This is a genomic window from Pseudoxanthomonas sp. 22568 (genome assembly GCF_052044485.1).
GTDB classification, from domain to species: Bacteria; Pseudomonadota; Gammaproteobacteria; order Xanthomonadales; family Xanthomonadaceae; genus Pseudoxanthomonas_A; species Pseudoxanthomonas_A beigongshangi.
The window spans coordinates 74,421-98,074 of sequence record NZ_JBQENC010000009.1 but is presented as its reverse complement, the minus strand read 5'-3'; the positions used below and the strand labels follow the sequence as shown (position 1 = coordinate 98,074).

Sequence of the window (23,654 nt, the reverse complement as noted above, 5' to 3'; positions counted from 1 at the left end):
GAAGATGAGAATGAAACTGCTCGACTGCACGCTGACCGGAATCCTGGCGGGCATGGCGCCGCTTGCGGGCGCGCAGGAAGCGGACTCCCGGGCGCAGGCGCAGCAGGGCGCGGCGGAAGGCATGGCCCGACCGCTCGACTGCACCAATGAATCCTGCACTTCGCAGGACGGCCTGTTGTTTCGTCTGCGGACCCGCAGTTACGACAAACCGATTACCCGGGATACCGACAAGCAATCCTCATCGATGGAACTGCAGCCGGATCGCCGCGTCACCGTGGCGACCGAGCAGCCGGGCGAGGCGGTTGCCTCAGGAAAGTTCTCGATTCAGCTGCCCGCTGGCGGTGCGATCTGGGCGACCGAAGACCCGACGCTGGGCAATCCCTCGCTGACCGTCTCGGCGCCGTCGCTGGTGCCGTTCGACGGCCAGGCAATCGTCAAACCGGTGCAGTTCTATGTGCGCAGCAACTACTCGGCGTTCGTGCAGCGTTATGAGCTGTACGTGTACCGTGCGGCCGACGCGGATCTGATCGAACCCATCGCCATGTTGCCGCTGAAGGTCGGCAACCTCGCCAGCACCGAGTGGGATGGCAAGCTGCCAGAGAAGTACCCGTTCCGCCAGGGGGACGAGCTGGTTTACGTGCTGCGCGCATACGACGCCCGGGGCAACTTCGACGAGACGTACCCGAACAGGTTCCAGCTGGTCAAGCCGGAGGAATTCGAGCGCGGCGCCAACCTGCTACGCGACAGCAGCCAGAAAACCCTGGGCAGGTCGCTTGGCGTCGAACAGGCCCAGACCCTGCGACTCATCGATGCGGCGTTCGCGCAGAACGGCCTGCGCCAGCAGAACATCCCCTTGCACGGTTCGCGCATCCGCATCCAGGGTCGCAACCTGCCCGGCCAGGCACAGCTGTGGATCAATGGCGAAAGCTATCCGGTCGACATGGAGCGCAAGTTCGTCGCCGAGTATTTGGTGCCAGTGGGCAAGCACAGCTTCGATATCTCCGTTGGGGAGGATCCCGCCGGCGACAGGGCAACGCGCGATGCCAGGGATGGCGTCGCCTCCCACGTGCTGAACGTGGACGTGACCGGAAAGTACTTCTTTGGCGTGGGCCTGGCCGACGTGACCTTCGCGGAGAACAAGGTCAGCGGTTCGTCGGCGACATCCTTCGCCGACGTGCGTTACGACGACGACGTCATCAGCGACGGTCGTCTGGCGTTCTACGGCAAGGCCAAGTTGCGGGGCAAGTACCTGGTCACCGCGCAGGCGGACACCACCGAGAAGGACCTCGAGCACCTGTTCGATGGTTTCGGGCAGGCGTACCCGCAGGACATCTTCCGTCGCCTCGACCCGGATCTTTACTACCCGGTATATGGCGACGATTCCACGGTCTACCGCGACGTGGATACCATGGGACGCTTCTACGTGCGAATGGATTGGGACCGGAACCACGCGCTATGGGGCAACTACCAGACCGGCATCACCGGGACCGAGTACGCGCAGTACGTGCGCTCGCTGTATGGCGCGGCACTCGACTGGCGTTCGCGTGGCACCAATCCGTGGGGCGACCCGAAGAGTGAATTGCGCCTGTTCGGCTCCGAGGCGCAGAGCGCGCCCGGGCACAACGAGTTCATCGGCACCGGCGGCAGCCTGTACTACCTGCGCCATACCGACATCCTGCCCGGATCGGACGTGGTGGTACTGGAGGTGCGGGATCCGACCACCGGCCGCGTCGAGCACCGCGCCACGCTGACCCGTGGCGCCGACTACGAAATCGACGAACTGCAGGGCCGCGTCCTGCTGACCCGGCCGTTGTCGCAGATCACCCGCGACAACGTGCCCACGCTGACGCGCGACACTCCGCTGGACGGGTTCGAGCAGCGCCTGCTGGTGGACTACGAGTGGATGCCGTCCGGGTTCGATCCGGACGACGTTGCCGCCGGCCTGCGCGGCAAGCAATGGTTCGGCGACCACATCGCCGTCGGTGCCACCTACGTGGACGAGAACCGCGCCGGCGAAGACTACACCCTTGCCGGTGGCGACCTGACCCTGCAGGCGGGCAAAGGCACCTACCTCAAGGCGGAGTACACGCAGACCGAGTCGTCCGCAGCGCCGATATTCTTCTCCGACAATGGCGGCCTCAGCTTCAGCCGGATCAACGATATGGCGGGTCGCCGCGAAGGTGACGCCAGGGCGATCGAAGCGCGGGCCAACCTGAAGGAGCTGGGATGGACCGAACAGGATTGGAGCACGGGCGCCTGGTGGCGCCGGGTCGGCGCCGGATACTCGACGGGCCGCTACGGAAGTGGCGAAGAGATGACCGAATACGGCGCCGAAGTGCTGGGGCAGTTCACCCCCAGTGTCGGTGTCTATGCGCGCTTCAGCAAGGCCGAACGCGGCGATGAAAGCCTGACCCAGGCACAGCTGACCGGCGAATGGCGCATCGAAGAAGCCCGCATGCTCAGTGGCGAACTGCGTCGCGTCGAGGAACAGCGCATGGGCGGCGATGTCGTCGGCACGCTGGCCGCGCTTAAGTACACCCAGCGACTGGGGACAAGCGTTGATCTGTACGGGCAGGCCCAGCTCACGGTGGACGACGATGGCGGCCGTTATGCCGACAACGATCTGTATACATTGGGTGCCAAGTACCTGTTCAACGACCTGTCCAGCGTGGGCGTGGAGGCCAGCAGCGGCGATCGCGGTGATGCGGCCACGGTCAACGCCGAATACCGGCTCGATCCCGAGCACACGATTTACGGAAGCTACACCTACAGCACCGACACCACCGGGTTCGATCCGCTGTTCAACCCCCACCGACAGACGGGCTGGACCCTGGGCCAACGCTGGCGCCTGTCCCATCAAGTCAACCTGTTCAACGAAAGCCAGATGCTCAAGGAGCGTGGTGAGTCGGGGCTGGCGCACACCTTCGGCATGGATTTCTATCCGGCGCTGGGCTGGAATCTGGGCTTCACCCTGATGAAGGGCGAGCTTGCCAACGTGGATGGCGGCCAAGTGCAACGCAGGGCGATCAGCCTGAATGGCGGGCGCACCTCGCCGGATACCGACTGGCAGAGCAAACTCGAATGGCGCCAGGACACCGGCGCCGAGCGGCGTGAGCAGTGGGTCAGCACCCACCGCCTGATCCGGAAGATCAACGACAGCTGGCGCATCGCCGCGCGGCTGAATTATTCGAAGACCACGGACGAGGTGGCTGCGGCAGCAGGCGCGAAGTTCATCGAGGGCAACTTCGGTTTTGCCTACCGTCCGTGGGACAGTGTGCGCTGGGGCTTGTTCGGGCGCTACACCTACCTATACGACCTCGCCACGCTGGGACAGGTGGGCGGCGCCGACTACGACCAGAGAACCCAGGTGGTCTCGCTGGAGGGTACGTACAAAGTGACCGCGCAGTGGGAGTTCGCCGCGAAGGTGGCGCGCCGGGAGGGGGAAGTGCGTCATGGCCGCAATGCCGGCCGCTGGGCCGATTCGACCACGAACTTCGCCGCGGTATCGGCGCGCTACGACCTGGCCGGGCAGTGGCACGCACTGGCGGCGTACCGCTGGCTGGATGTGAAGCGCGGCGGCAGCACGAGCGGCGCGCTGGTCGGACTGGATCGCGATATCGGCAGGAACTTCCGTATCGGCGTGGGCTACAGCTTCACCGGCTTCAGCGACGATCTGACCGACTTCGACAAAGATCACAAGGGCTGGTTCATCAACCTGACAGGCAGGTACTGATGCCTGGCAGCGGTTCAGGGCACGAATTCAATGAGCGGAGCAGTCGTCCGGCGGCGCATGCGGAACGAGAAGAAATGAAGAAGAACACAGGGAGTTTCCAGTCTGCGGCGCTTCATCGACGAAATTTCTGGCAGGCAGCGTTCCGCTGTGCGGAATTGCGGCGTCAAAAGGTAATGGGATGGGTTTTCATGGCGGATAAAAACAGCAAATCCATGCGTCTATCCAGGGTGTCCTCCCAGATCACGAGGCTTCTTCTGATTGCACTGGTGTCTGTCTCATGTCGTGCATACGCGGACACCTACACGGTAACCACGCTGGGTGATACGGCGGGATCGTGCACAGGGGCAAGCCCCAGCTTCAGCTGCACAACGCTGCGCGCGGCCATCGATGAGGCCAATGCCACCACGGCAGTGGATGACACCATCGTATTCAGCGTATCCGGTACCATCGTGCTTGCTTCGACGCTTCCTGACGTCACTGACACCTTGGTCATCGATGGAGGCAATGCCGTCAATCTTGCAGGCGGATCCTTCGATACGCTTTCGTTCTACGACGCCGAAGCCGACAACAGCCAGCTTCTGAATATGGGATTCACCGGGACCGTCGATTTCGGCAGTACGGTGCGTGTTGGCGGTGTCTCGAACATGCTCATTCAGGGAAATACGTTCACGATGGGCGTGACAACGGGAAGTGCCATCCTGGTGCGCGACAGCGATAACGTCACCACGAACGGCAACAACATCACGGGCGGTGTCTACAGCATCAACTATTACAATACCGCCAGCTCACCCTATCTTGCGAACCCGGCCTACAACGGCACCATCACCAACAACACGGTGACGGGAGGCTCTTCCGGTATTGCCCTCTTCACGGCTGACAATGTGCGGGTTGATGGCAATAGCATCATCAACAGCACGGGCATCGGCATCCGATTAGGCATGCAGTTCGACGGTCCCTACGGTGCCAGCAACAATACCATCACCAACAACACGGTGACCGGTGGAAATGGTGCTGGCGTATCCGTCACCGGTTACGGTAGCGGAACACAGATGGGCGTATTCAACAACAATCTGATCCAGGGAAACACGATCACTGACAATCGCGGGGCCGGGGTACTGCTTCCCAGTACCGGCTTGGTTCAGACCAATGGCAACGTCGTCACCGGAAACATTATTACAGGTAACCGGGGGGATGGCGTCAACATTACCGGCATCAACGCCGCCGATAACATCGTATACGCCAACACCAACATTTCCGGGAACCTGGGACTGGGTATCGACCTGGCCACCAATGGTGTTACCCCGAACGATGCGGGAGACGCCGACACCGGGCCCAACGGCGTGCAGAACTTTCCAGTGATCAGCGGAATTTCGGGCAACACCGTCAATTTCGTTCTCGACACGGTCGCAAACGCCAACGGCTACCGAATCGACTTCTACAACAACCCGGGCGGTGTGGACCCGACCGGCTACGGCGAGGGCCAGGTCTGGCTGGGGTCGTGCATCGTCACCAATCCCAGTGCCAATATTCCAAGCAGTTGCGCCGTCGCGGGTGTGGATGCTGCCACCTTGCGCATGACAGCGACCCGCTGCCTGACGGCGGCCTGTAGTTCGGGCGCGACCTCCGAGTTCAGCGGCCCGTCCACCACCAACCTGACCATTACCAAGACCGACGGGCAGGCGACGTACACGAACGGACAAAACCTGATCTACACGATCGTGGCGACCAACAACGGCGCCAACCCGATCAGCGACGCGACCTTCACCGATCCGGTGGTGAGCGGCCTGTCGGCGAACAGCGTCGCCTGCGGCAGCGCTACCCTCGGCTCGCAGTGCCCGACGGCCGCCAATACCACCGTGGCCCTGATGCAGGGCACCGGTATCGTTGTTCCGTTGCTGACCCCCGGCGGCAGCGTTACCTTCACGGTTACAGCGACGGCCACGGCCACGAGTGGCAGCCTGACCAATACGGCTACTCTGGCCGTGCCGGCGGGCGTGACCGAGTCGACACCGGCCGACAACACGGCTAGCGACACCGATGTGCAGAGTGGCAGCATTGTCATCGTCAAGGACGCGTTGCCGGACAGTGCTCAGGATTTTTCCTTCACCGCCACCGGCACGGGCCTGGGCAACTTCAGCCTTGACGATGACGCCGACACTGTGTTGCCGAACATGCAGGCCTTCACCGGTTTGGCGGCGGGCGTCTACACCGTGACGGAAACGGCCGTGGCTGGCTGGACCCTGTCCAACCTGGTCTGCGCCGACCCGGATGGCGGCAGCACGGTGAACCCGGGCACAGGCGTGGCCACCATCGATCTGGACGAAGGCGAGACCATCACGTGCACGTATACCAACAGCAAGCACGCCGTCCTGCGTCTGCAGAAGTCCCTGCCCGACGGTCGCTTCAATGTCGCGGATCAATTCACGCTGAGCATCACCGGTGCCGGTGCGCCTGCTCCCGTCACCACCGGCGGCAGCGGCAGTACCGCTACCGGCATGGTGACGGCGGGCTCCGCGGCCATCGGTGCGTCCTATACCCTGTCGGAATTGGCGGCAGCCGGAGCGGATCTGGCGAGCTATGCCACCACGTACAGCTGTACCAATGCAATGTCGGGTGGACAAACCCCTGGCGGCAACGGGACCAGCTTCAGCGTGACGCCGGCAGTAGGGGATGATCTGACCTGCAGCTTCGTCAATACGCGGAATCCGAAGGCGGACTTGTCGGTCACCAAGACCAACACGCCGTCGTCAGGTCCGGGCGACCAGGCCAACGATACGGTGACCAGCGGAACCGCCGCGAACTATACGATCGTGGTGAGCAATGCAGGTCCGGATGCGGCGGATGGCGCGCTCGTGCGAGACACGGCCATCGGTTTGACCTGTACGGCGGTGAGCTGCAGCGGTGCGACGGGTGGGGCCGTGTGTCCGTCGGTGCTGGACGTGAACACCCTGCAGAACACCGGCGTGGCCATTTCCACATTTCCAGCCAATAGCAGCATCACCCTTGTCGTCACGTGCAGCGTGCCGTAGGCGCGCTGCGGTGACGCATTGCTCCTCTGCTTCGCCGAAGCATTGACCTTCCATGAACGGACCCTCCGTGCCGGTCACGGGCGGAGGTAGGGAGGTAGGGGTCAGGATGCGTTTAGCTCCTGAGGAAGATGGCGGAGCTAGCGGAACAATGGACATGGCAACGCGTGTGCGCGTGGCGCGTCAGCGTGCGGGGATGACACAAAGCCAATTGGCGGAGCGGATCGGCGTGTCACGCGGAGCAGTCGCCAATTGGGAGGTCAGCGAGCGTCCGAAGCCCCGCGCAAGCCACTTGGTGGACGTGGCGATCACAACAGACGTCTCGATCGAATGGCTGGCGACCGGTCGCGGTGGGATCGCGCTTTCATGAACGACAGGACACGTTCATCCGGAGTGCGGGAGCGGGGCGGCCCGCCAGGCCCGCGAGCATCGGAGCGCAGGAACGACCGGCGACCCATTGGGCGGACGGAAGGCGTTTTTTCTCTGCTTCGGCTAGCGGACAAGCGAGTGAGTATGTGCGCTGCCCTGCTCGGATTCGTATTTCCGTGCCTGGTGGAATCCAGCTGTCCTCCGCTGCCCCCTGGCGCGGGTGGCTTGCAGGATCAGACGTTGACTGGCCACGGCTGTCTGGAAAGCGTCGAGCGCAGGCAAAATGCTCCCGTGGTACCGAGAAGCAGTGCCACGTTTGGTTGAGACACGATGGTCCGGGCCAGCGACTCCCAAGCGGTCCAGCAGTGGTTGGAACCGATTCATGCGGGTCCCGCTCGCGGGGCGCGATCCGGTCCGTTGGACCGGATCGTCTGGTGCATCGACCAGGTCAGCGGGTCGTGTAGCCACCGTTGGCAAAAATGGTCTGTCCGGTAATCCACCAGCCATCGGTGACAAGGAACTTGACGATGGGCGAAATGTCCTGGATGTCGGTCAGGCCGGTCTTGCTGTACTTGCTCAGGGCCGCGGCGGATTTGTGGTAGGCCACCGCGTCAGGCTGTTCTTGCCCATAGAAGAACGAGGTGTCCATCGGGCCGGGGCCGATCGCATTGACCGAGATGCCACGCTCGCCGAATTCTTTCGACGCCGCACGCGTATAGTGTTCGACGGCCGCTTTGCTGCCCGGGTATATCGCATAGAACGGCGTGTATGCCGCCAGCAATGAACTGACAATCGTGACGATGTTTCCGCCGTCGGTGAGGTTTCGTCCGGCTTGCTGAATGAAGAAGAACGCAGCCTTGGCGTTGGCGTCGAAGCTCTTGTCATAGTCCGCTTCTGTGATTTCCAGGATCGGCTTCTTGATCACAACGCCAGCGGTATTGATTGCGATATCGACCTGTCCGAAATGCGCCTTGGCCTGTTCGAACAGCTTGGCGTTGTTCTCGACCACGGCCAGGTTGCCCTGGAACAGGGTTGCATCTGCGCCCTTGGCCCGGAGTTCTGCGGCGGTTCTTTCGGCGTCGGATCTCGACGAGTCGCTGTTGTAGTGGATGGCAATGCCGCGAGCGCCAGCGTCGACGAACTGGTGCGCCACGAGGGCGCCAAGGTTCTTGCCGCCGCCCGCGATCACCGCAACTTTGTTCTTCAGCGAACGCTCAGTCATGGGGCTCTCCTCGGGTTGTAGGACGTGCTGTGAAAGATGCATCTGCGGCGGCTGGTCAGATACCTGATGGAGCGGCCTCCGCCAGAAAATCCTAATCGGGCGAAATCAGAAAATGTGCGTGCGATCGCTTTTTGTGATTGATAATCACAGGGCTGCGGGTGGCAGTGATTTTTGGGCGGCATGGATGTTGCCCGTCTACGGCCGAACGGCATGACATGTGAATGCGAGAAGCTTTTGCATCCTGAATCGTCCCGCGGTGCGGGCAGGGCCGCTGTAAAACGGTCGTGCCAGTAGGGACACCGCCCGGCCAACGGGTCAGCGTCCCCTGGATTGCTGTTTGAACCGATGACAGGCCAGGCAGCCCTGGAATCGATCTGCATCAGACGGGAAACTCGCGGTCCAGGATGGGAGCCCTCGAACCGAATCCATAGCGGAATCAACTCGGACGTCCTGCAATGACTATGGATGCCACAGGACAAGCGGATTTTCCGGGGCCATCAGCAGCGGTATCCGAGCACGGTCGATTTCCAGCCCTCCGCTTCGTCGTCAAACACACCCCTGTTCAAAGGAATTCCCATGAAATACCTCGGCCTGGCTTATTTCAGCCCCGAAAAGTTTGCCGCCATGAGTCCCAGCGACGTCGAAGCGCTGGAGAGCCAGTGCCCCGCCCTGGACGAAAAGATGCTCGCCACCGGCAAGGTGCGGGTGTCCGCATCATTGGGCGACATCAGCAACTGGCGAACGCTCCGTCCGCGTGGAGGCAAGACGCATGTCACCGATGGACCTTACGCCGAGGCGAAGGAGGTAGTGGGCGGCTTGTTCATCATCGAGGCGGACGGTCCCGAGGACGCATTGCGCATCGCCTCCATGCACCCGGCCGCCATCTTGGGGGAAGAGGGCGGATGGGCCGTCGAGCTCATCCCCATGGCCTTTTACCTGGCTCCGTGAGGACTTGAACAAATGCGCTGAAGGTTCCGGGGAGCCAATGCGCGCCCTTCTTGGCCGTTATCCGGCTGGCGACGCCAAGGGAAGCGTGATATGGGCGGAGGTTCCCCTGGCGGGCAGGCATTCGATGCCGGTCTCGCTACTTGCGTCCGTGCACGGATGAATCCGGCGTTGCGGATGCTTGCCGTTGCTTCTCGCTTTCCCGGACGGCCTGCTCGCGACGCCAATGGCGTGAGTCACTGAGCACTTCATCGGTGGCCCGCACCACGCATGTCACCTGGCCTCTGTCTCCCAACCTTCTACCGTCCGCCCGTCTTGCGCTTGGCGAGGGTTTCGACCGACGCGCGCTTCACCAGTTGATGCGGGACGACATGGTTGACCAGGGTGCGCGCCGAGGTATTCGGGCGCCGGATTTCGCGCAGCAGGATGTCGATGGCCGCATCGGACATCGAGGCGACCGGCTGGTGGACGGTGGTCAGTTCGGGCCAGACCATCGTCGCCGCCGAGGTGTCGTCGAAGCCAACCACGGAGAGATCGCGCGGCACGTCCAGGCCGCGGCGGTGGGCGACGGAGACCACCGCGGAAGCCATGTCGTCATTGCTGGCGAAGATGGCGGTCGGCGGTCGGCGCAGGGCCAGCAGGTTCTCCGCCGCGTCCAGGCCCGAGCGATAGGTGAAATAGCCGGGTTGGACCAGTGCCTCGTCGAAGGCGAGGCCGGCCTCGGCCAGGGCTTCCTGGTAGCCGCGCAGGCGATGCGCGCTGGCGGTCTGGTTGGGATCGCCCTTGATGTAGCCGATGCGGGTATGGCCATGCGCGATCAGGTGCGTGGTCATTTCGTGGCTGGCGCGATGGTCGTCGATGCGCACGCAGGAAATCCGGTCGCTGAAATGCGCCGACGCGATCGCGACAACCGGGATTCCGGCCTGCGCGAACTCGGCGACGATCGCCTTGGACTCGCATAGCGGCGGCGGCAGGATCACGCCCGCCACGCTCTGCGCCAACTGCCGCGCGGCGGCGCGCTGGCCTTGCGCGTCGAGGGTGTCCCAGGTGGCGATCACNCCGAGCCGCGCAAGGCGCCGACCAGCAGCTCGCGCAGGTAGCTGGAGCTGGGGTTGGTGTAGATCAGCGCGATGCAGGTGTGCTGCGCCGCGGCCAGCGCGCTGGCGGCCAGGTTGGGCCGATAGCCGAGTTCGCGCACGCTGCGCATCACCCGTTCGCGATTGGCGTCGCGCACGCCTTCGTGGCCATTGATCACGCGGGACACGGTCATCGGCGAGACGCCGGCGTGCGCGGCGACTTCGTCGATGGTGATGGCCCGTCCCTTGCGGCGGACCGACTTGCTGGTCTTGTTCATGCGGGAATTCATCCGGTCATTCTGCGTGGTTCAGGCGGCCTGCGGGCGGGAAACCTCCATTACACGCGCAGTCCCGTGGCTGGAATCGTTTCCATCACGGTTCCTCCCAACGTACTCGGCGCGGTGTTTCGGGGACTTTGCGTCGATTTGCTGCGCTGCATGGTGACAAGGACGAAGACGCGTGATTAGTCTGCGGCCCAACGTAATGGTAGCGCTACCACTCGACTGCTGCACAGCCCGGTCAATGGCCTGCCCCTCCATCGCGCGCTAGTCGTCCAACCACGTTTTGAAGCCGGAATACCAGGTCGTGCGTCCTCGGACGCTGCGCCCGGTTCCGGTCTGGAAATAACGGGCCATGCCCGTGGGCGCCCTTGGGAGGGCGATACATCCATTGATCGTGAAAGGGGAGATCCATGAACGCGTGCAGTTTCCGTGCAACTCCAGACCTGAGGGCAAGTTCATGAGCCGGAAGTTGGCGAGATTCAAATCGAAGGCCATGTTCACCTTCGTGGGGGGCGTGCTGGTCATCAACCCCGCGTTCGGCCAGGACGCCGCCACGCAGGCCACGCCTGCGGACACCACCCAGCAATCCACGTCGCAGGCGACCGACCAGGCCAAGACCCTGGACACGGTCGTGGTCAGCGGCATCCGCAGCAGTCTGGATCAGTCGATGGGGATGAAGCGCGACGCCATCGGCGTCGTCGATGGCGTCACCGCCGAGGACATCGGCAAGTTCCCGGACACCAACCTGGCCGAGTCCCTGCAGCGCATCACCGGTATCTCGATCGAGCGCCGCGACGGCGAGGGCGCGCAGGTCACCGCGCGTGGCTTCGGCCCGCAGTTCAACATGGTGACCCTCAACGGTCGCCAGATTCCCGGCGCCGACGCGTTCGGCGCGCCGGGCCAGATCCCGATCGGCGGCGTGGACGGCGGCACCCGCGCGTTCAATTTCGCCCAATTGGCCTCCGAGGCGATCAGCGCGCTGGAGGTCTTCAAGACCGGCCAGGCCACCGTGCCCAGCGGCGGCATCGGCGCGACCATCAACATCCAGACCGATCGGCCGTTCAACCACACCGGCGTGGTCGCCAGCGCCGGCGCCAAGGCGGTCTACGACGACTCGCAGCCGTTCGACACCGACATGACGCCCGAAGTCTCGGGCATCTTCAGCTACACCAACGACGACAAGACCTGGGGCGTCGGCCTGGCGGCCAGCTACCAGAAGCGCCACGGCGGTTCGGTGCAGGCGACCGAGAACGCCTGGAACATCCAGCGCTGGACCGGCACCGATCCGGCGCTGCGCGCCGGCGCGGAGGTGGTCAACGCGCCGGCCATCGGCCAGCTCTACGCGATGCCGAACGACCTGCGCTACGCCTTCGCCGATTTCGAACGCGAGCGCATCAACGGCCAGGCGGTGATCCAGTTCGCGCCGATCGACAGCCTGACCCTGACCCTGGACTACACGTACTCGACCAACGAGATCTCCGAGGATCGCGGCGAGCAGACAATCTGGCTGCAGCGCGCCAACAGCTTCACCCACCTGGCATTCGACACCAACGAGGCCGTCGCCACGCCGGTCTACCTGCGCGACATCGTAGGTGCCAAGGACTTCGGTTACGAGCAGCAGCACAACGAGCAGAAGTACAAGCTGGACTCGCTGGGCTTCAACGCCAAGTGGGACGTCAGCGATCGGTTCCGGCTGAACTTCGACGCCCACAACACCAAGTCAAGCAGCAAGCCGAACGACCCGCTGACCGGTGGCGGCGCGACCTACTTCAGCCTGGCCGGCACCAACAACTGCACGGTCGGTCCGTATTGCGGCGGCAACTGGGCGCAGGAGCTGCGCTTCAACAACGGCCTGCCGCTCGGTGCCCGCACCTGGTATCCGGACGCGGCATCGGCGGTGGCCGGCACCGGCGGCACCCTGAATCCCGACTTCCCGCCCGAGCAACTGGGCTCGCAGGTGCTGCGCATCAACGCGCAGACCCAGGAAACCGAGATCAAGCAGGGCCGGATCGACGGCGAGTTCGATTTCGAGGATGGCCGCTTCCAGTTCGGCGTCGATTCCTCGCGCATGACGATGAGGCGGCGGCAGGCGACCGAGATGTACGCCACGCTCGGCGACTGGGGCGTGGCCAATGCCGGCGACGAACCGGGCCTGACCGATCTGCTGCAGCGGACCAGCATCATCGGCCTGTTCGACGACTACAGCGCCAACGGCGCGGCGCCCGGCGCATGGCGAGGCAACACCAGTGACCTGGCGCGGTGGGCGGCCGGCGAGTACGGGGCGAGCAACCGCTACAACCCGCAACTGGCGGCCGACAACAAGATCGAGGAAAAGACCGATTCGGTCTACCTGCAGCTGGAAATGCAGGGCGAGCTCGGCGGCATGGCCACCCAGACGCGGATTGGCGTGCGCTACGAGCGTACCGATGTCACCTCCACTTCGGCAGTGGCCGTGCCCAACGCGATCGAGTGGTCGGCCAACAACGACTTCCGCATCCTGCGTTCGGACGAGGTGCAGCCGTTCAGCGAGACCAACCGCTACAGCTACCTGCTGCCGAACCTGGACTTCGGGATTGACTTCACCGACACCCTGAAGGGCCGCGCCTCGTTCAGCAAGACGATCGCGCGTCCGCCGTACGGCAACCTGTACGCCGGTCCGAACCCGAACCAGCCGACCGGTTCGGTGCTGGTCAATCCGTCCACGCGCGCCGGCGGCGACGCCCAGAACCCGGCGCTGGAGCCGCTGGAATCGGACAACCTGGACCTGGCGCTGGAGTGGTACTTCGCCGATGCCAGCTACGTGTCGGTGACCTACTGGAACAAGGCGGTCGACAATTTCATCGGCAACACCGTGGTCCGCGAATCGCTGTACGGCCTGACCGACCCGACCTCCGGTCCGGATGCGCAGGCGGCGCTGGACTTCCTGCAGAGCCAGGCTTGCGTCACCCAGGTGAGCGGCGCCGGCAACGACGTCGACGCCGCCTGCTCGGCCAACGACACGGCGCTGTTCACGGCCCTGGCCATGCTGCGCAACGCCGGTGCAACCGGTGGCCTGGCCGCCTACGACGGCAGCTCGGCGCAGGTGCTGGAGATGGAGACCGACTACAACCTGGTCGGCGAGGCGGACGATCCGCTGTACCTGTTCGACGTCAACCGGCCGGTCAACCAGAACAAGGCCAAGCTGCGCGGCTGGGAAATCGGCGGCCAGTACTTCCTCGGTGACAGCGGTTTCGGTCTGTTCGCCAACTACACCATCGTCAATGGCGACGTCGGCTTCGACAACACGGTGCTGGACCGCGACCAGTTCGCGTTGCTGGGCCTGAGCGACACCGCCAACCTGATGTTGATGTACGAGAAGTATGGCTGGTCGGTCCGCCTGGCGTGGAACTGGCGCGACGAGTACCTCATCGCGGCGAACCAGAACGGATCCAACCGCAATCCGTACTACGTCGAGGAATACGAGCAGTGGGATCTCAGCGTCAACTACGCGCTGTCGGACCGCTGGTCGCTGGGCTTCGAGGCGATCAACCTGACCGGCGAGGACGTGCGCTGGCACGGCCGCTCGGAGAAGCAGGTAATCAAGCTGGTCGATCAGAGTCCGCGCTACATGCTCGGTGTCCGCTACAAGTTCTAGGGTCCTGCGATACCGCCCTCTCCGGCTATCGTGAAGGATGGGATCGCTGCTTCGGCAGCGATCCCTTTTCACCCACCGGTCGCCCGCCCGGCTTTCGGCGGCGGCCCTTCCAATTCCGGCAGGGACGGTGCATAACTCCGCGCACGCCACCCGGTCCCGAATCACCATGGCACGACACGAACTGCTGAACAACGTCGCCCACAAGGACCTGCGGGTCATCACCCGCTTCGGGCCGGAGTTCGGCGACGATGTCGGCATGGTCACCGCGTTCCCGACCGAGTTCGCCGAATTGCAGCGCGAGTATCCGATTTTCTTCCGTCGCGACCGCAACCGCGACGGCGCCTGGCAGGCGGTCGCCCTGCTGGGCTTCGACGCGCGCGAGAACCTGTTCCTGCGCGATGGCCGCTGGAACGCCACCTACCTGCCGGGCATCGTCGCCAAGGGGCCGTTCCTGATTGGTTTCCAGGAGCGCAGCGTGGAGGGCGAACTCCGGCGCGAACCGGTAATCCATGTCGACCTGGATCATCCGCGCGCCAGTTTCAGCGAAGGCGAAGCGGTGTTCCTGCCACACGGCGGGCACAGTCCCTACCTGGATCATGTCTCGGCGGTGCTGCGCGGCGTCCGCGACGGCATCGAATCCGGCGCGTCGATGTTCGCCGCGTTCGACGCGCTGGAGCTGATCCAGCCGCTGGACCTGGAATTGCAGCTGGACGACCAGCACCGGGTGAGCCTGGCCGGCCTGCATGGCCTGGATCGGGAGCGCCTGGCCGCGCTGGACGCGGGGGCGCTGCACGGACTCCACCGCGCCGGATATCTGGAAGGAGCGTATCTGATCCAGGCGTCGATGCAGAACCTGCGCCGGTTGATGGCCGAGAAGCAGCGTCGCCTGCGCCAGGCACGGGCGGCCTGAGCGATGTTGCCTGCCGCCACGCCGCTGCCCGAACTGGCGCTGTCGCCAGGTGAGAACGTGCCCGTGCAGGCGCTGCTGGCCGGCGGCGAGCCGGTCGTGCTGCGCGGGGTCGCGCGCGATTGGGAACTGGTGCGGGCCGGCCGGAGTTCGATGCGCGCCGCGATGGACTACCTGCGCGATCACGACAACGGCCAGCCGGTCACCTATTCGTGGGGCGCGCCGGAGGTGGCGGGACGGCCGTTCTACGATGCCGGCTTCACCGGCTTGAACTGCGAGGTGCGCCGCGATGGCCTGGGTGATGTACTCGACGGGATCGCACGGCACATCGAAGACGAACGGCCACCGACCTACTACGTGGCGTCGTTGCCGGTGGACGCCCGTCTTCCGCGCCTGCGCGCCGGCAACGATCTCGGGCTCGCGGCCCAGGGCATCCACGCGCCGCCGAGCATCTGGATCGGCAACCGGGTGATCGCGTCATGCCATTACGACGCCCTGAACAATATCGCCTGCTGCGCCGTCGGACGGCGCCGCTTCACCCTGTTCCCGCCCGAACAGATCGCCAACCTGTATCCGGGACCGCTGGCGCCGACGCCCGGCGGGCAGGCGGTCAGCATCGTGGATTTCGCCGCACCGGATCTGCAGCGCCACCCGCGCTTCGCCGAGGCGTGGGCGACCGCGCGCGAGGCGGTGCTCGAACCCGGCGACGCGATCTTCATGCCGAGCCTGTGGTGGCACCACGTGCAGGGGCTGGAGCCGTTCAACGTACTGATCAACTACTGGTGGAGCAGCGCGCCGGCCTATCTGCCGACGCCGATGCACGCGCTGTACCACGCGCTGTGGACGATTCGGGATCGGCCCGAGCGCGAGAAGCGGGGATGGCGCGCGATTTTCGATCATTACGTGTTCGGCGCCGCCGATCAGGCCGGCGCGCACCTGCCCCAAGATGCGCGCGGGGTGATGGGGCCGCTGGACGAAGCGATGGCGCGGCAGCTGCGCGCCATGCTGATCGACAAACTCAATCGCTGACCGGCACGCCGGGAGAGGGGACGGATGGAAGCTGGACGGATACGCAGGGTGGTGATTGCCGGTGGCGGCAGCGCCGGCTGGCTGGCTGGCGCCGCGCTGGCGCACCAGTTCCGCGGACTGCTGGACATCACCCTGATCGAATCCGAGCAGATCGGCACGGTCGGCGTCGGCGAATCGACGGTGCCGCCGATCCGCAGCTTCCATCGCTTCCTGCAGATCGACGAGCAGGAATTCCTGCAGGCCGTGGCCGGCACGTTCAAGCTGTCGATCTCGTTCGAGCACTGGCGCCGGCACGGCGAGCGCTATATCCATCCGTTCGGCATCACCGGTCAGGGCACCCTGGTCTGCGCGTTCCACCATTTCTGGCTGGAGAGCCTGCGCCGCGGCCATGCCTCCGAGCTCGGCGACTTCTGCCTGGAAACCCAGGCGTCGCTGCGGGATCGGTTCGCCCTGGGCGGGCAGCCCGCGGTCAACTACGCCTACCACCTGGACGCCGGGCTGTACGCGCGTTTCCTGCGCCGGCATGCCGAGCGCAACGGACTCAAGCGGATCGAGGGCAAGATCCGCGAGGTGCGCCAGGACGCCGGGACCGGCGACGTGCGCGCGTTGCTGCTGGAGGATGGCCAGGTGATCGAGGGCGATCTGTTCATCGATTGCACCGGCTTTCGCGGTCTGCTGATCGAGCAGACCCTGCAAACCGGCTACGAGGACTGGAACCGCTGGTTGCCCAGCGACCGCGCGGTGGCGGTGCAGACCGAGCCAACCGGCGCGCCGGTGCCGTACACGCGCGCGATCGCGCATGCGGCCGGCTGGCGCTGGCACATCCCGTTGCAGCACCGGGTCGGTTGCGGCCTGGTGTTTTCGAGCCGTCATATGTCCGACGACGAAGCCAGCGCCAAACTGCTGGCCGACGTCGGCGCGCCGCCGGTGCGCGATCCATGGCGGGTGCCGTTCCGGACCGGGCGTCGCCTGCGGGCCTGGAACAGGAACGTGGTGTCGCTGGGCCTGGCCAGCGGTTTCATCGAGCCGCTGGAATCGACCAGCCTGCACCTGGCGATGACCGCGATCGTGCGGTTGATCGAACTGTTTCCGCTCGATGGCATCGATGACGCGCTGGTGCGGCTGTACAACGAGACCAGCCGGACCGAGATGGAGCACGTGCGCGACTTCATCATCCTGCATTACCACGCCAACCAGCGCGAGGAACCGATGTGGCGCGAATGCCGCCACATGGAATTGCCCGATTCGCTGGCGATCCGCCTGCAGGCGTGGCGCGAGCGCGCGCACGCCTGGCAGGGCGCCAACGAACTGTTCCGCGTCGATTCCTGGACCCACGTGATGCTGGGCCAGGGCCTGCAGCCGCAGGCGCACCATCCGCTGGCGCGTGGCCTGTCCGACCCGGATCTGAAGCGCCTGCTGGACGGCATCCGCGCGCCGATCACGCGGGCGGTGGCGGCGATGCCGGCGCAGCAGGACTTCATTGAACGCTACTGCCCGGCCAACGCCGAGGTGTGGCGGCAACGTCCGGCCCCGGCGCGGGAGCAGCGGGCATGAAAGCGCACGGTCCGTCGTCCGCAAGTCCTTGTCGGGACGGGGATTCTGCGCCGCAGCATGTACTCCGGCGCGGTCGTGTATACAGTGGCCGCAGGCTAGGGACCGGGCCGCGGCAGCGGCTTTCCCGGCGGTATTCGCGGACGCGGATTTTTTTTACCGCCGAAATGGTAGCGCTAACTTTTCGTTCCGGGGACTTCGCATGGCACTGACCGCAGGCATCGACGCAGGCACGCAAAGCCTCAAGGTGGTGGTGTACGACACGGATGCCCGCGCCGTGGTCGCCAATGCCAGTGCGCCGCTGGCATTGACCAGTGGCGAGGACGGCAGCCGCGAGCAGCATCCGTCGGACTGGGTGGAGGCGATGCGCGATTGCTTCGATCGCATCGACCCGACGATCCGCGCGCGCGTGGATGCGCTGGCGGTGTCCGGCCAGCAGCACGGCTTCGTGGCGGTGGACATCGACGGACAGGTACTGGCGCCGGCGAAGTTGTGGAACGACACCAGCACGGCCGGCGAGTGCGTCGACATCATGGCGGCGGTCGGCGGCGCGCAAGGCGCCATCGAGCTGGCCGGCAATCCGATCCTGGCCGGCTATACCGCCTCCAAGCTGCCGTGGACGCGCAAGCATCGTCCCGAGGCCTACGCGCGGCTGGCGACGATCCTGCTGCCGCACGACTACCTGAATTTCGTGCTGACCGGACAGCGCTTCTGCGAGTACGGCGATGCCTCCGGCACCGGTTGGCTGGACGTGCGCACGCGCGGCTGGTCGAAGGCGATGCTGCATGCCACCGATCCGGATCGCGATCTGGCGGCCTGCCTGCCGCCGATCGCCGCGCCGGACGCGCTGTTCGACATCATGCCGGCGATGGCCGCGAAGCTGGGCCTGCCCACCACCGTCAAAGTCGCGGTCGGCGGCGGCGACAACATGATGGCGGCCATCGGCACCGGCTGCGTGGCCGAAGGCCGGCTGGCGATGAGCCTCGGCACCTCGGGCACGCTGTTCGCGTACTCAGACACGCCGGTGGTCGATCCGGCCGGCGCGTGGGCGGCGTTCTGCTCGTCCACCGGCGGTTGGCTGCCGCTGATCTGCACGATGAACTGCACGGTGGCGACCGAGCAGGTCGCGCGCCTGTTCGGCTTCGACGCGCGCGACGGCGACGCGCTCGTGCAGTCCACGCCGGCCGGCGCCGACGGGCTGGTGATGCTGCCGTTCCTCAACGGCGAGCGCACCCCGGATCTGCCGCTGGGCAAGGGCGTGCTCGCCGGCCTGGACGTGCATAACCTCAGCCCGGCGCACCTGTATCGCGCGGCGATGGAAGGAGCGACCTACAGCCTGAAGTACGGCTATGACGCCTTCGTCCGCGCCGGGATGCGTTTCGATCGCATCGTGCTGACCGGCGGCGGCGCCAACAGCGCGGCCTGGCGGCAATTGGTGGCCGATGTGTTCGGCCTGCCGGTGGACGTGCCGCGACAGGCCGAAGGCGCGGCCTTTGGCGCGGCCCTGCAGGCGCTGTGGGCCCGCGCTCGCGCGAACGGCGACTCCGCGTCCATCGCCACCGTCGTGCAGGCGCATGTGACGACCGACCCGGCGTTGTCGGCCACGCCCGATCCATCACGCAGGCAAGCGTACGCCAACGGCTACCGGCGCTTCCTCCAGTACCTCGATGCCGTCACGCCGCTGCAGCGCGGCTGACGCTTCCCCTCCGGCACAACCCAAGGAAATCCAGCATGAGCACGCAGCCCTTCATCGGCGCCAAGGAATACTTCCCCGGCATCGGCCGCATCCCGTTCGAGGGCCGCGGCTCGGACAATCCGCTGGCCTTCAAGATCTACGACGCGAACCGCAGGATTGGCGGCAAGACCATGGCCGAGCACCTCAAGTTCGCGGTCTGCTACTGGCATACGTTCTGCAATGCCGGCCATGACCCGTTCGGCCCCGGCACGCGGCACTTCCCGTGGGAGGCCGGTTCGCCGATGGCCACCGCCGAAGCCAAGGTGGATGCGGCGTTCGAATTCTTCACCAAGCTCGGCGTGCCGTACTGGTGCTTCCACGATGTGGATCTGGCGCCGGACGCGGAAGACATCGCCACCTACGAAAAGAACCTCCGGCACATGGTCGGCCTGGCCGGGGAGCGCCAGCGGGCGACCGGCATGAAGCTGTTGTGGGGCACCGCCAACCTGTTCTCGCATCCGCGCTACATGAATGGCGCCTCGACCAATCCGGACTTCGCCGTGGTCGCGCGCGCGGCGGTGCAGGTGAAGGCGGCGCTGGAAGCCACGGTGGAACTGGGCGGTGAGCACTACGTGTTCTGGGGCGGTCGCGAAGGCTACGCCTCGCTGGTCAACACCAACATGAAGCGCGAGATCGCGCATTTCGCCCGTTTCCTGACCATGGCGCGCGACTACGGCCGCAGCATCGGGCTGAAGGGCAACTTCCTGATCGAGCCCAAGCCGATGGAGCCGATGAAGCACCAGTACGACTTCGACAGCGCCACCGTGGCCGGCTTCCTGAAGGAGCATGGCCTGGAGAAGGACTTCAAGCTCAACATCGAGGCCAACCACGCCACCCTGTCGGGCCACACTTTCGAGCACGATCTGCAGGTGGCGGCCGATCACGGGCTGCTGGGCAGCATCGATGCCAATCGCGGCAATGCCCAGAATGGCTGGGACACCGACCAGTTCCCGACCGACCTGTACGACACCGTCGGCGCGATGCTGGTGGTGCTGCGCCAGGGCGGGCTGGAGGGCGGGCTGAATTTCGACGCCAAGGTGCGCCGGGAGTCGACCGATCTGGAGGACCTGTTCCTGGCCCACATCGGCGGCATGGACGCGTTCGCGCGCGGCCTGGAGGTCGCGCACGCGCTGTTGACCGAATCCCCGTGGGAACAATGGCGCGCCGAGCGTTATGCCAGCTTCGACAGCGGCGCGGGCAAGGACTTCGAAAACGGTAGGCTGGACCTGTCCGGACTGGCGGCGCTGGCCGCCGGGAACGGTGAACCCAGGCAGATCAGTGGCAAGCAGGAGCGCTACGAGAATCTGCTCAACCAATACCTGTTGCGCTGAGCGGTCGGGTGGCCATCGCAACGGTCATGAACTGAGCAAGGGGAGGACGGCATGAGCCAGGCGTTGACGGAGAACGAGAACACCCGGCTGATCGTGTTGATCAGCGTGGTGGCGACCATCGGGGGATTCCTGTTCGGATTCGACAGCGGGGTCATCAACGGCACCGTGGACGGCCTGCAGCAGGCGTTCGGATCCAGCAAGGCGGGGCTGGGCTTCGAGGTCGCCTCGATGCTGCTGGGGTGCGCGGTCGGCGCGTTCTTCGCCGGCCGGCTGGCCGATCGCTGGGGCCGGCGCAGCGTGCTGATCATCTCGGCGGCGCTGTTCCTGTTGTCGGCGATTGGCGCCGGTGCCGCGCACAGTTCACTGGTGTTCGTGGCCGCGCGCGTGCTGGGCGGATTCGCGGTGGGCGCGGCCAGCGTGATATCGCCGGCCTACATCGCCGAAGTGGCGCCGGCGCGGTACCGCGGACGGCTGGCCACGGTGCAGCAGATCGCCATCATCAGCGGCCTGTTCGCGGCGTTCCTGAGCAACTATCTGCTGGCCCGCGCCGCGGGCGCCTCGACCGGGGCGCTGTGGGGCGGCCAGGCGGCCTGGCGCTGGATGTTCTGGATGCAGGCGTTTCCCTCGCTGCTGTTCCTGGTGCTGCTGCTGACCATTCCGGAAAGCCCGCGCTACCTGGTGGTCAAGCGCCGCAAGGACGAAGCGATGCGCGTGCTCACCCGTCTGTTCGGCGCGGGCGAGGCGCGCGTCAAACTGGCCGAAATCGATGCCTCGCTGTCCGAGGATCACCATCGCCCGCGCCTGTCGGATCTGAAGAACAAGGCCACCGGCCGGATTCGTCCGATCGTGTGGGTCGGCATCGGCCTGGCCACCTTCCAGCAACTGGTGGGCATCAACGTGGTGTTCTACTACGGCGCGGTGCTCTGGCAGGCGGTGGGCTTCTCGGAAAACGACGCCCTGCTGATCAACGTGCTGTCCGGCGCGCTGAGCATCGGTGCCTGCCTCGTCACCGTGCTGCTGATCGACCGCATCGGGCGCAAGCCGCTGCTGTGGATCGGTTCGGCCGGCATGGCGGCGTCGCTGGCACTGGTGGTGTGGGCCTTCGCCAGCGGATCGCTGGTGGACGGCCACCTGCAACTGCCCGGCGGCATGGGCACGCTGGCGCTGGTGGCGGCCAATCTCTATGTGGTGTTCTTCAACCTGTCCTGGGGACCGGTGATGTGGGTGATGCTGGGGGAAATGTTCCCCAACCAGATCCGCGGTTCCGCGCTGGCGGTGGCGGGTGCGGCGCAGTGGACGTCCAACTTCGCCATCACCGTGACCTTTCCGATCCTGCTGGCCGCCATCGGCCTGGCGGCGACCTACGGCATCTACCTGGCTGCGGCGGTGATCTCGGTGTTCTTCGTCCTTAAGTACGTGCACGAGACCAAGGGCAAGGAACTGGAACAGATGGAGGGGTGAGCCCGGACCGGCGCCGGCATCGCGATGAGCGGGCCGGCGTGGGAGTCGGCAGGCGTGGTGCGCCGTGCATCGCGACGCAGGTTTGTTCGGACGGAATACAGACCAGGGCGGACGGCCGGATCAGCTGATCAGGCATCCGTGTCATCGGGAGGGGCGGGAAACAGCATGGGCATGTGGAACCCCGATATCGCAAGCGCGCTGGTCCGCCGGGCCGGTATGCCGCTGCCTGTCGACGATGCCGCTGCCGGGTGCGGTGCGGGCAGGCCTTGCGACGCGCTAGCGACGTTTGGGCGGTGCCGCCACCGATTCGCGGCTGACCAGCCGGTGCGGGACCACGTGGTCCATCAGCACGCGGGTGCTGTCGTCCTTGCGGCGGATGCTGCGCAGCAGGATGTCCACGGCCGCGTTGGCCATGGACGCGATGGGTTGGTGGATGGTGGTCAGTTCCGGCCAGACCGTGGTCGCGGCCGAGGTATCGTCGAAACCGACCACCGAAAGATCACGCGGCACGTCCAGCCCGCGCCGATGGGCGACCGAGATCGCGGCGGCGCCCATGTCGTCGTTGCTGGCGAAGATCGCGGTCGGCGGCCTGCGGTGCGCAAGCAGTTTCTCGGCGGCCTTGAGTCCGGAGCGATAGGTGTAGTCGCCCTGCTGGACGAGGTCGGCGTCGACTTCCAGGCCGGCTTCGTGCAGCGCGGTGACGAAGCCGTCATAGCGCCGCGAGCTGGCGCTCAGGTCGTTGCGTCCGCGGATGAAGCCGATGCGGGCATGGCCGCGTTCGATCAGGTGCTCGGCCATCTCCTTGCCGGCGGTGAAGTCGTCGATCCTGACGCAGGAGATGTCGTTGCTGAAACGTCCCGAGGCGATCGCGACCACCGGCACGCCGGCCTTGACCAGTTCGGTCACCGCGACGCGGGATTCGCACAACGGCGGCGGCAGGATCACGCCATCGACGCGGCGGGCGAGCGCGCGCGCCGCTTCACGCTCGGCTTCGCCACCCAGGCCGTCCCAGTAATCCACTACCAGCTGGATCGCGGTGCGCGAGGCCACGCGCAGCAGTCCCACCAGCAGTTCGCGAAGATAGGCGCCGCTGGGGTTGGTGTAGATCAGGGCGATGCGGGTGTGTTGGGCCGCCGCCAGCGAACTGGCGGCCAGATTGGGCGTGTAGTCCAGTTCGCGCACCGCCTGCATGACCCGCTCGCGGGTGGTGTCGCGCACTTTTCCCTGGCCATTGATGACGCGCGAGACCGTCATCGGCGACACGCCCGCCAGGGCGGCCACCTCATCGATAGTCACGCCGCTGCTCTTGCGGCGGATCGACTTCTTCGGCTTGTCCAACCTGTTTTCCCTTCTT

General features: G+C 65.5%; 13 protein-coding genes and 1 pseudogene. 11 read left to right on the top strand and 3 right to left on the bottom strand.

Annotated elements, in window-relative coordinates:
• Window positions 1-4 precede the first annotated feature (4 nt).
• From ACTJI2_RS12905 to ACTJI2_RS12895, 3 genes are all read left to right on the top strand, one after another.
• Window positions 5-3,733 (top strand): outer membrane protein, encoded by a 3,729-nt coding sequence (locus ACTJI2_RS12905; protein WP_440842343.1) that lies wholly within the window; start codon window positions 5-7, stop codon window positions 3,731-3,733.
• A gap of 74 nt (window positions 3,734-3,807) precedes the next feature.
• Window positions 3,808-6,762 carry a beta strand repeat-containing protein gene (locus ACTJI2_RS12900; protein ID WP_318287917.1) on the top strand — a complete coding sequence of 985 codons (2,955 nt, stop codon included), beginning with the start codon at window positions 3,808-3,810 and terminating at the stop codon, window positions 6,760-6,762.
• A gap of 154 nt (window positions 6,763-6,916) precedes the next feature.
• A complete protein-coding gene (locus tag ACTJI2_RS12895) occupies window positions 6,917-7,129 on the top strand; it encodes a helix-turn-helix transcriptional regulator (RefSeq protein ID WP_183639510.1) in 213 nt (70 codons plus the stop codon).
• Between the two features lie 447 nt (window positions 7,130-7,576).
• Here ACTJI2_RS12895 and ACTJI2_RS12890 read toward each other — a convergent pair whose 3' ends face one another.
• The gene (locus ACTJI2_RS12890) at window positions 7,577-8,350 is read right to left on the bottom strand and encodes an SDR family oxidoreductase (RefSeq protein WP_183641274.1); all 774 of its coding nucleotides are present in this window, start codon (window positions 8,348-8,350) and stop codon (window positions 7,577-7,579) included.
• A gap of 576 nt (window positions 8,351-8,926) precedes the next feature.
• Between ACTJI2_RS12890 and ACTJI2_RS12885 the strand changes: the two genes are divergently transcribed.
• The gene (locus tag ACTJI2_RS12885) at window positions 8,927-9,298 is read left to right on the top strand and encodes a YciI family protein (protein ID WP_440842342.1); all 372 of its coding nucleotides are present in this window, start codon (window positions 8,927-8,929) and stop codon (window positions 9,296-9,298) included.
• A gap of 296 nt (window positions 9,299-9,594) precedes the next feature.
• Here the strand turns inward: ACTJI2_RS12885 and ACTJI2_RS12880 are convergent.
• Window positions 9,595-10,649, bottom strand: a pseudogene (locus ACTJI2_RS12880) (LacI family DNA-binding transcriptional regulator).
• A 460-nt stretch (window positions 10,650-11,109) separates the two neighbouring features.
• Here ACTJI2_RS12880 and ACTJI2_RS12875 point away from each other — a divergent pair.
• The 7 genes from ACTJI2_RS12875 to ACTJI2_RS12845 all read left to right on the top strand — a co-directional run bounded on the left by ACTJI2_RS12875 (window position 11,110) and on the right by ACTJI2_RS12845 (window position 22,300).
• Window positions 11,110-14,286 (top strand): TonB-dependent receptor, encoded by a 3,177-nt coding sequence (locus tag ACTJI2_RS12875; RefSeq protein WP_440842341.1) that lies wholly within the window; start codon window positions 11,110-11,112, stop codon window positions 14,284-14,286.
• Between the two features lie 166 nt (window positions 14,287-14,452).
• The gene (locus tag ACTJI2_RS12870) at window positions 14,453-15,196 is read left to right on the top strand and encodes a SapC family protein (protein WP_141455216.1); all 744 of its coding nucleotides are present in this window, start codon (window positions 14,453-14,455) and stop codon (window positions 15,194-15,196) included.
• Between the two features lie 3 nt (window positions 15,197-15,199).
• Window positions 15,200-16,222, top strand: a complete 1,023-nt coding sequence (locus ACTJI2_RS12865) for a cupin-like domain-containing protein (RefSeq protein ID WP_318287913.1) — start codon at window positions 15,200-15,202, stop codon at window positions 16,220-16,222.
• Between the two features lie 24 nt (window positions 16,223-16,246).
• The gene (locus ACTJI2_RS12860; RefSeq protein ID WP_440842340.1) at window positions 16,247-17,776 is read left to right on the top strand and encodes a tryptophan halogenase family protein; all 1,530 of its coding nucleotides are present in this window, start codon (window positions 16,247-16,249) and stop codon (window positions 17,774-17,776) included.
• Between the two features lie 199 nt (window positions 17,777-17,975).
• Window positions 17,976-19,469 carry a xylulokinase gene (gene xylB / locus ACTJI2_RS12855; protein WP_440842338.1) on the top strand — a complete coding sequence of 498 codons (1,494 nt, stop codon included), beginning with the start codon at window positions 17,976-17,978 and terminating at the stop codon, window positions 19,467-19,469.
• Between the two features lie 35 nt (window positions 19,470-19,504).
• Window positions 19,505-20,839 (top strand): xylose isomerase, encoded by a 1,335-nt coding sequence (gene xylA, locus ACTJI2_RS12850; protein WP_183639503.1) that lies wholly within the window; start codon window positions 19,505-19,507, stop codon window positions 20,837-20,839.
• Window positions 20,840-20,890: 51 nt separating this feature from the next.
• Window positions 20,891-22,300 carry a sugar porter family MFS transporter gene (locus tag ACTJI2_RS12845; RefSeq protein ID WP_141455221.1) on the top strand — a complete coding sequence of 470 codons (1,410 nt, stop codon included), beginning with the start codon at window positions 20,891-20,893 and terminating at the stop codon, window positions 22,298-22,300.
• 276 nt (window positions 22,301-22,576) lie between these two features.
• Here ACTJI2_RS12845 and ACTJI2_RS12840 read toward each other — a convergent pair whose 3' ends face one another.
• Window positions 22,577-23,638 carry a LacI family DNA-binding transcriptional regulator gene (locus ACTJI2_RS12840; RefSeq protein WP_183639502.1) on the bottom strand — a complete coding sequence of 354 codons (1,062 nt, stop codon included), beginning with the start codon at window positions 23,636-23,638 and terminating at the stop codon, window positions 22,577-22,579.
• Window positions 23,639-23,654: the final 16 nt, after the last annotated feature.